We start from the raw sequence: 6,000 nt of genomic DNA on the forward strand, positions 1-6,000 counted from the left end.
AAGCGGCAGGTCAGGTAGCAGAAATGCTTCCGGACCTGCCGCTTTTGTCATACCGGGGTGTCACCCCTCCCGGATCAGCCCCGCCTCCCGCGCCACGTGGATCGCCCGGGCCCGGCTGTCCACGTCGAGCTTGGTGAAGATGTGCACCAGATGGCTCTTGATGGTCGCCTCGGTGACGAAGAGGGCACGCGCGATCTCCTTGTTCGACGCCCCCTGCACGAGGTGCCCGAGCACGTCCAGCTCCCGCGTCGTGAGGCGCGGTCGCGGCTGCCGCATCCCGCTCATCACCCGGGTCGCGAGGTCGGACGCGAGGAACACCTGCCCCGCCGCAGCGGTGTGGAGCGCCTCGACGATCGTGTCGGGCGGCACGTCCTTGAGCAGGTAGCCGGCCGCCCCGGCCTCGATCGCGCCGAGGATGTCGGCGTCGCGGTCGAAAGTCGTCAGGATGAGCACGGCGGGTGCGGGCCGCAGCGCGCGCAGCGCCACGGTCGCTGCCACACCGTCCATCCCCCCGCCGAGCCGGAGATCGCACAGGACGACGTCGGGGTGCAGGTGCTCGGCCAGCAGCACCGCCTCCTCCCCTGTCGCCGCCTCGCCGACGACAGTGACGTCCTCGCGCGCGTCGAACACGGCACGCAGGCCGGTGCGCACCACCGGATGGTCGTCGACGAGCAGCACGGTGACGGCCATTCAGATCTCCTTCGGGGCGGGGCCGAGCGGCAGGTAGGCGGACAGTGCGGTGCCGTCGCCCGGCGCGCTCTCGACGTCGAGCCCGCCGCCGAGCTCACGGAGCCTGGACCGCATGAAGTGCAGGCCGTAGCTCGACCCCTCGGTCGCGGCGGTGGCGGCGCCGGCGTTCCACGCGTCGACGTCGAACCCACGCCCGTCGTCGAGGATGTCGAGCCGCACCGCGTCGTCGGCGTCGACCAGGCTCACCACCACCCGGTCGGCGGCCGCGTGCAGGCGGACGTTCGCGAGCGCCGACTGCGCCGTGCGCAGGAGCGCCACCTCGGCGGCCGTCGGGAGCGGCGGGACGGTGTCGTCGACCCGGAGGTCGGTGTCGAGACCGGTCTCGGCGCGCAGCCGGTCCAGCATGCGGCCGAGCGCCGCGGCGAGCGCGTCGTCCTCCAGCTCGGACGGCGCGAGCGCCGCGACGATCCGGCGCACGTCCGCGAGGTTGTCCCCGGCCAGCCCTTCGACCTGGTGCAGGGCCCTGCCGGCGTCGACGTCGGACGTGCGGTCCGCCGCGGCGTGCGCGAGCAGGCGGATCGAGGACAGCCCCTGCGCCACCGTGTCGTGGATGTCGCGGGCGAGCCGTGTCCGCTCCGCGACGGCGCCGGAGTGGCGCTGGGTGAGCGCGAGCTCCTCCTGGACGGCCGCCATCTCGGCCTGGGTCTGCCGCAGCGAGGCGACGAGCCGCTCTCGCTCGCGCGCGTCGCGCAGGAGCTCCAGGTAGCCACGGGAGATCCCGAGGGCGAACACCCCGCCGATCAGCGGGCCGAAGAATCCCGCGTAGCTGGGGGTGCCGCCGTGCACGACCGGGGCGAGCGCGACGACGGCGAGGACGAGGACGGAGAAACCGACGGACGGCCACGGGGGCAGGAGGTGCCCGGCGAGCAGCCAGATGAGGAAGGCCACCCACACGAACTCCTCGGAGACCGCCACGGCGGCCACCCACACCACCGCGAGCCCGATGAGCCACCACCGCGCAGCGCGGCCGCTGCGCACGCCGGGCGCCGCGGTGATGCCCGCGGCGTACCAGACGATCACCGCGACCGCCGCGGCGATCGCCGCGGCGATCGGGGTGCCCATCGCGATCGCTCGTGCGGCGCCGACGACGGTCAGGACGGCCGCTATCACGTGCTGGCCGACTTGCATGGAACGCAGGGCGGGCGCCCTCGACCGCGGCGTCCTGCCGGTGTCACCCCACGAGTGCGGGGTGGTCTGCGCGGTGCTCATGCGCTGATTCTCCGTCTTTCCGCCGGGGAGCACGAGGCCACCAGATCTGGTCGCCGAACAGGCTGAACAGTGCGGGCACGATGACGGTGCGGACCACGAGGGTGTCCACTACCACCCCGATGCCGACGATGAGGCCGAGCTGGCCGAGCGTCACGAGCGGCAGCAGGCCGAGCGCGGCGAACACACCGGCGAGGACGATCCCCGCGCTGGTGATGACGCTGCCCGTACCTGCGACGGCGCGCACCATGCCTTCTCGCGTCCCGTGTGCGGCGGCCTCGGTCCGTGCCCGGTGGACGAGGAAGATCGTGTAGTCGATGCCGAGCGCGACCAGGAACAGGAAGGACAGGAGCGGCACCTGCAGGTCCAGTGCGGGCTGGTCGAACAGGACGCGGCTCAGCCAGGCGCCCGCGCCGATCGCGGCCGCGGCGCTGGCGACGTTGACCAGCAGCAGGACGACGGGCGCGACCACGGACCGCAGGACCACGAGCAGCACCACGAAGCTGACGGCGAGCACGAGCGGCGCCACGAGCAGGAGGTCCTGCTCGTTGCCCGCCCTGGCGTCGAGGTCGGTGGCGATGGCGCCGCCGACGAGCGCCTCGGCCCCTGGCACGGTGTCCACCTCGTCGCGCAGCTGTGCGACCAGGTCGAGGCTCTCGGGTGTGCCGGGGGCGTACTGGCCGGTCACCATGACCTTGCTCAGGTCGCCGTCGTCGGTCTCACCGACCACGGTGGCCCGCACGACGCCGTCGACGTCTCGGGCGACGTCGGCGACGTCCTGGGCGCCCGGGGTGTTCGCGACCACGAAGATCGGCTGCGACTCACCGGGCGGGAAGTGGTCGGCGAGCACCTCGAGGCCGGCGGCCGACTCGGACGGCACCCGGAACTTCTCGGTCTGGTCCAGGCCGACGGACGTGCCGAGCAGGCCGGTGCCCAGCACGGCGAGCAGCACGGCACCGGCGCCGAGGGCGACCAGCGGCCTGCGCACGACGCGGGACGCCACGGCCCGCCACGCCCTGCCGTGGCCCGTCGCGGCGCCTGGCCGCGGGACGAACGGCCAGAACACCTTGCGGCCGCAGACGGCCAGGACGGGCGGGAGCACGAACAGGACGGCGACCAGGGCGATCACCAGGCCGACGGCGGACGTGATGCCCAGCCCTCTGGTCCCGGGGATGACGGCGAGCAAGAGGGTCAGCAGCGACAGCACCACCGTCACGTTGGACGCCACGATGGCCGGAGCGGTCCTGCGCCAGGCCACGGCGAGGGCGGCTCGGTGGTCCGCGTGCGTCAGGAGCTCCTCGCGGTAGCGGGAGATCAGCAGCAGCGCGTAGTTCGTCCCGGCGCCGAAGACGAGCACGCTGATGATTCCCGAGTCGAACTGCAGGTCCAGCGCCGACCCGGCCGACGCCGTCAGGAGGCCCGCCAGCCGGTCCGCCAGCGCGACCACCACGAGCGGGACCAGCCACAGCACGGGTGAGCGGTACGTGAGAATGAGCAGGACGGCCACGATGAGGATGGTGACGGCGAGGAGCGTGAAGTCGGCCCCGTCGAACGCTGAGGTCACGTCGGCCCCGAACGCCGGGCCGCCCGTGACCTGGAGGTCGATCCCGCTCACCGGGTGGGCGGCGAGCTCCGTCCGCAGGGCCGTGATGACGTCCGCCGTCTCCGCGTTGTCCACGCCGACCGTGACGGGGGCGATCAGCACGGCCGCCGCTCCGTCCTCGCTCGGCAGGGGGTCCGACGTCGACAGGCCGGTCTGCTCGTCGAGCACCGGCACCAGCCCGTCGAGCGACCGCAGGTCGGCGTCCGTGAGGACGCCGCCGTCGGCGCGTGCGGCGACGACGAGCACCGACTGCTCGTCGGCGTCCGGGAACTGTGCGAGCAGCTCGCTCACCCGCGCCGACTCGGAGTCCGGCGGTGCGGCGTCGTTCCCCGTGGGTGCCGACGACTGACCGAACGCACCGAACAGCGCGACGAGGACCAGCACCGCGATACCGATCGAGAGCCACGCACCCCTGCGGGAGGTCAACCGGTCTGAGAAGCGTGCACGCACGCGTGTTTCTGCCATGGCAGCAACTTCATCAACCGGGCGGTGCCTCCGGCATCGCCGAAGAGTTCGGTTCTGGTCTCAACCGTTTGATGGAGGGACCGCGCGTCAGCCCAGCAGCTTGACCACGGCGTCCGCGAGCCTGCCCTCGACGCCCGTCCCGTACTTCATCCACAGCGACGGCTCGGTGAGCTCCAGCTCGATGACCATGGGCACGCCGTCGTCGCCGGTGACCAGGTCGACGCGCGCGTAGGTGAGGTCTGCGCCGGTGGCCTCCCTGGCGACGGCGAGCGCACGCTGCGCCACCTCGACCTGCGCAGGGGTCGCCTCGAACGCGGACATCTCCTCGGCCGCGTACAGCTCGCCGGAGTCCTCGGCCGGGCCGGTGAGCAGCGCGTTCTTGCGCACCGCGTGCGTGAGCTCGCCATCGATGAAGATGAGGCAGGTCTCGCCCGCCGTGTCCACGGAGGTGACGTAGGGCTGGATCATGACCCAGCGGCCCTCGTCGAGCAGCCGGACGGCGTGCGCGATGGCGCGCCCGCGCGACTCGGCGGACACGGGCTGGTACCTGCCGGTGTCCCGAGCTCCCGCGCTGACGACCGGCTTGACCACGAAGTCGCCGAACGCCGGCATCCGGGTGTGCACGGCGCGCTTGGACAGGTGCCGCGCGGGGTCGAGCCAGATCGTCGGGATCACCGGGACACCGGCAGCGTCGAGCTCACGGAGGTATCGCTTGTCGGTGTTCCACTCGATGACGTCGGCGGAGTTGACCACCTTGGGCAGGGCGCGCGCCCACGCGAGGAACTCGTCGTGCCGGGGCGAGTAGTCCCAGGTGGAGCGGACCAGGACGAGGTCGTACGCCGACCAGTCCACCGCCGGGTCGTCCCACACCGCTGGCTCGGCGGGCACGCCGCGCTCGGCCAGCGCGGCGATCAGCGGCACGTCGTCCTTCTGGAGGTCGGGCAGCTGGGAGCAGGTCGCGAGGGCTACACGGGCGTTGGTCACGCACCGAGACTATCGCCGACCGCTTCCGCGAGGTCCCGGCCTGGCCACCCGCGAGAAGCGGCGTCCGTCACACCGCCGGTTCGCGACCGGGCTCGTCCCCGACGGCGTCCGCTACGGCGTCCTCCGTGCCGTCTTCTGTCGCGTCCTGGACGTCGGCGGCGCCCGGGTCGGTCGCCGCGGCGTCCGCTGCCCGGCGCAGCGCGCCGAGGATCCCGTCAGCGGTGAGCGACCCGACGATGCTGCCCGACTCGCCGACGACCGGCACGCGGCCCATCGCCGAGCCCGGCAGCGCCGCCACCGCCTCGAACGCGTCGGTGAGCCGTGCGCCGAGCCGCACGGGGGCGGGTGCGGGCTGGACTATCCGGTCCGCGCTCTCCAGATCGTTCGCCTGCACCTGGGCGAGGGCGAGCATGCGCGAGGCGGACCCTTCGCCGATGAAGTCCCGCACCCGGTCCGACGCCGGGTGGGCGAGCACCGCGAGCGGGCTCGCCACCTGTTCGAGCCGTCCGCCGCGCGACAGCACGGCGATCCGGTCACCGAGGCGTGCCGCCTCGTCGATGTCGTGCGTGACGAGGATCACGGTGGTCCCGGTCTCGACCTGGATCCGCGCGAACTCCGTCTGCAGGTGCCTGCGGAACTCCGGGTCGACGGCGCCGAACGGCTCGTCCATCAGCAGCACCGGCGGGTCGGTGGCCAGCGCCCGCGCCACCCCCACGCGCTGCTGCTGCCCGCCCGACATGTCCTTGGGCAGCCGGTCGGCGAAGGTGGCGGGATCCAGGCCCACCAGATCGAGCAGATAATCGGTGCGTTCGGCGATACGTTTCTTGTCCCAGCCCAGTACTCGCGGGATGGCGCCGATGTTCTTGCGCACCGACCAGTGCGGGAACAGGCCACCGGATTGGATGACATAGCCGATCGACTGCCGCAGTTTGTCGGGGTCCTCCCGGGTGACATCGCGCCCGCCGATGAAGATGCGGCCCGCGGTGGGTTCG

General features: G+C 72.7%; 5 protein-coding genes. All 5 read right to left on the reverse strand.

The annotated features are described in order from the left end of the window. Window positions 1–60 precede the first annotated feature (60 nt). Window positions 61–690 carry a response regulator transcription factor gene (locus AB0F40_RS11455; RefSeq protein ID WP_357466802.1) on the reverse strand — a complete coding sequence of 210 codons (630 nt, stop codon included), beginning with the start codon at window positions 688–690 and terminating at the stop codon, window positions 61–63. Beyond that, entirely contained in the window at window positions 691–1,959 is a 1,269-nt protein-coding gene (locus tag AB0F40_RS11460; protein WP_357466804.1) for a sensor histidine kinase, read from the reverse strand. Further along, window positions 1,922–4,024: an MMPL family transporter gene (locus tag AB0F40_RS11465; protein WP_357466807.1), complete on the reverse strand. Its 2,103-nt coding sequence runs from the start codon at window positions 4,022–4,024 to the stop codon at window positions 1,922–1,924. The genes AB0F40_RS11460 and AB0F40_RS11465 overlap by 38 nt, the downstream gene beginning before the upstream one ends. Window positions 4,025–4,111: 87 nt before the next feature. After that, window positions 4,112–5,008, reverse strand: a complete 897-nt coding sequence (locus tag AB0F40_RS11470; RefSeq protein WP_357466809.1) for a hypothetical protein — start codon at window positions 5,006–5,008, stop codon at window positions 4,112–4,114. A 67-nt stretch (window positions 5,009–5,075) separates the two neighbouring features. Continuing rightward, window positions 5,076–6,000: ABC transporter ATP-binding protein (locus AB0F40_RS11475; RefSeq protein ID WP_357466812.1), on the reverse strand; the 925-nt coding region annotated here is incomplete at its 5' end.

The sequence above is a fragment of the Promicromonospora sp. NPDC023987 genome (assembly GCF_040639055.1).
Taxonomy (GTDB): domain Bacteria; phylum Actinomycetota; class Actinomycetes; order Actinomycetales; family Cellulomonadaceae; genus Promicromonospora.